Here is a 3365-nt window from a genome sequence, read left to right as displayed (position 1 = left end):
GAGGGAACGCCTAGGCGGTAATCCTGGGATGCACGGGAGCGGGAAGTCGGACATGCCCGTAGTACCTGTGATCCAACCGAACAAGGCCACGCGAGCGGCTGCGGAGGTGGGGGAGGAAAGGGGTATGGCCGAGGGGAACACGGCCAACGAAACGCGTCCCGGACACAGGGCCGGACCAGACGTGCCCAGCGCGTTGGACCGTGTGCGCCGAACCGCACGGCAGAACAAGGAAACGCGGTTCACCGCGCTGCTCCACCATGTTGACCTGGACCGCCTGCGGGTGGCGTACCGGGCGGTCCGCCCGAAGGCTGCTCCTGGCGTGGATGGGGTGACATGGAGTGAGTACGGGCAGGACCTGGAGGAAAATCTTCGGGATCTGCACGCCCGGCTTCATACGGGGCGCTACCGGGCGAAGCCCTCGCGACGGGTGTATATACCGAAGGCGGACGGGCGGTTGCGGCCGCTCGGTATCGTTACGCTAGAGGACAAGATTGTCCAGCGGGCGGCTGTCGAGGTATTGGGCGCCATCTATGAGCAGGACTTCCTCGGCTTCTCGTACGGTTTCCGGCCAGGGCGCAGCCCACACAGGGCACTGGACGCGCTCACGGTCGGGATCGAGCAGAAGAAGGTGAACTGGGTGCTCGACGCGGACATCCGCGAGTTCTTGGAGCCATCGTCACACTGCTCCTTCCGTTGATTGTGGGGGTCAGAACAGGGCGTCCGTGGGTGGCGGGACCTGTATTCGCAGGCCCTTTCGCCGTCCGGTGCGGACGTGGACGGCCTTGAGCTCGCCGCGCTTGACACGTTGCAACACGGTCTGGCGGGAGACGCCGAGAGCGAGGGTGGCCTCGAGCATCGCGAGCCAGCCGTCGGGGGCGTCGTCGACGAAGAGGTTGCGCAGCTGGTCGGTCATGCGGATGCGCCAGGGGGCGCCGGGGGTGTCCTGTTCGCCGGCGACGAAGCCGTCGCCCAGCCAGCGGTGCAGGGTCGAGGGGGCGATGCCGAGTTGTTTGGCGGCGTCGGCGATGGTGAGCAGGTCGCCTCGGGGTTGGTCGGGGTCGGGCTGGTGGCAGGGGATGCCCCAGTGGAAGCGCAGGGACTGCACGCGGGTAGCGGTGAAGGTCAGGCCACGGGCGGTGCGCCGGCCCTGCCGGTTGAGGATCCCGGCGATCGTCGCGTCGGGGTAGTGGACAGCGAGGCGGCGGATCAGGTCGACGGTGTCCTCGTCGGTGCGGATCGCGGGCGGGCGACGCCGGCCGGGGACGGTCAGTTCCGTGAGAGCGCCGCCTTTCCAGCGGATGAGCAGGTCGGTATGGCCGGCGTCGTCGTCGCGCACGACGGTGACCTTCACCTCGTCGATCAGGGTCCGCAGCAGCTGTTTGCGGTCGCGGTCGGTGGTCGTGGGCGCGTCCCAGACCTGGCGCAGGTTGTCTCCGAGTGCGCGGATGCCGGCGCGCTCGGTGTCGGTCAGGGCACGGGGGCGGGCCTGCTCGCGGCGGGCGAGGTCGGCCTCAGCGGCAGCGAGTTCGGTCAGCGTCTTCTCCCAGGCGGCCTCCAGACCGCGGGCGACGAGCCGGTTGTCGGGGTCGACGGCCTGGTAGCGGCGCTCGGCGCGGCTGGCCTGGTAGCGGGCACGTTCGACCTGGCGGCGGTGCTGGTCGAGGACGGCATCGTGGGTGTGTTCGAGCTGTTCGGCGGCAGTGAGACAAGCGGTCAGCGCCGACGGGGCCAGCGCGGTCAGGAACGCGTCGGCGACGGCGGTGTCGAGCGCCACGCCGCCGATGTGCAGGTGGCGGGTGCCACGGCCGTCGACGATCGTGGCGGGGCCCTGGCAGTAGTAGCCCGGGGTGGCTGTGGTCGGGCCTTGGTAGAACACGGTGAGCTTACGGCCGCAGGTCCCGCAGGTCGCCAGGCTCTGGAGCAGGGCGCAGCCCTCGCGGACGGCGCCGGTGCCGGGCTGGTGGGCCTGGGGGCGGATATTGGCGCCGATGCGGGCCTGGTTGGCCTCGTAGGTGTCCCAGTCGATGAACCCTTCGTGGTGGTCCCGGATGAGGATCTCCCACTGGTCGCGGGGCAGCGCCGTGTGGCGGATGCGCACCGTGCCGGTGTCGTCAACGTAGCGCTGCGTGCGGGTACGGCCGTAGACGTAGGCGCCGGCGTAGGCCGGGTGGGTCAGGATCGTGTGGACAGCGTGGTAGGTCGGCTCGACCCACTCGACCTCGTCGCTGCCAGCGACGTAGCCGTGCCGCTGCAGCGGCAGCGTGAGGTTCTCCTCGCGCAGCCAGAGCCAGACCTTGCGGACCGAGCCGACCTCACCGAACCGGCGGAAGATCGCGGCCAGGACGCCGGTGACCGCCTCGTTGGGGTGGCGGTGCACCTCGCCGGGCCCGGCGGCCCAGACGAGGCCGATGGGCAGGGGGCGGCGTAGCTCGCCGCGGGCGGCCTTGTTGCGGATCCCGCCGTTGAGCCGGGCGCGCAGGATGTGCAGCTCGGCTTCGGACATAGTGCCTTTCAGGCCGAGCAGCATCCGGTCGTTGAACAGCGCCGGGTGGTAGACGCCGTCGGCGTCGGCGATCAGGGTGTCGGTCATCCCGGCCAGATCGAGAAGCCGGTACCAGTCGGCGTTGTTGCGCGCGAGCCGGGAGACCTCCAGGGCCAGCACGATCCCGACCTCACCGAGCCCGACCTGCGCGGTCAGCTCGGCGAACCCGGACCGGCCCGCTGTGGACGCCCCGCTCACACCGAGGTCGGCGTCGATCACCGTGACCCGGGGGTGGGGCCAGCCGAGGCCGACCGCCCGCTCGACGAGGTTGTACTGCCGGGCGGTGGACTCCCGGTTGCGCTCGACCTGGGCGAGGCTCGACTGGCGCAGGTAGACGACCGCACCCCGCCGCAGATGCGACCCGGTGATCTTACCGAGGTCCGTCATCGCGGTTCCCCGGTCTCGAACAGGGCCGGGCCGCGGTCGCGATCAGCCGGCCCAGCAGGCTCACCGCTGCCGCGACCGCCTCGGCCGGGAGCCGCACCGCCACGTCGGGCACGCCCGCGGGCAGTCCGGGCAGCGGAAGGGGTGGCTGCGGCCGGCTCGGCATCGGGGGCCTCCTTTCTCGGACATGCCGCAACCTGCCCGGTGATATCCGCGTCGACAACCCCCGACACGGCGGAAGGCACCAGGGAGGCCACAATCCGTGTCAGATCGAGTAGGTCGGTCACCCTGCCGAGGGTCGGCTCCCCGGCCGGGACCTCCTGGCCATCGGCGGCCGGCTCAGCCTGGTTGGTCCACACGGCCGGGATCATCGACTTGCTGCCGTCCGGCAGCTCGAGGATCAGCTCGAGTGCGCCGTGTCGGCGCATCCGGCCGAGCA

General features: G+C 70.7%; 2 protein-coding genes and 1 pseudogene. 1 reads left to right on the top strand and 2 read right to left on the bottom strand.

The genetic code is table 11. From position 1 onward, the window contains the following. Window positions 1-697, top strand: a 697-nt coding sequence (locus MJ797_RS26435; protein WP_255739540.1) for a reverse transcriptase domain-containing protein, incomplete at its 5' end; no start/stop codon positions are given. 9 nt (window positions 698-706) lie between these two features. Here the strand turns inward: MJ797_RS26435 and MJ797_RS26430 are convergent. Together MJ797_RS26430 and MJ797_RS26425 are read right to left on the bottom strand one after the other, a co-directional pair. Further along, window positions 707-2929 (bottom strand): recombinase family protein, encoded by a 2223-nt coding sequence (locus MJ797_RS26430; protein WP_239342411.1) that lies wholly within the window; start codon window positions 2927-2929, stop codon window positions 707-709. Beyond that, window positions 2926-3365 (bottom strand): annotated as a pseudogene (locus MJ797_RS26425) (hypothetical protein); the annotation flags it as partial. The pseudogene MJ797_RS26425 and the gene MJ797_RS26430, both read right to left, overlap by 4 nt.

The sequence above is a fragment of the Protofrankia sp. CiP3 genome (genome assembly GCF_917627345.1).
Taxonomy (GTDB): domain Bacteria; phylum Actinomycetota; class Actinomycetes; order Frankiales; family Frankiaceae; genus Protofrankia.
Note: the sequence above shows the minus strand (reverse complement) of the source record. Positions and strands in the feature narration are given on the sequence as shown.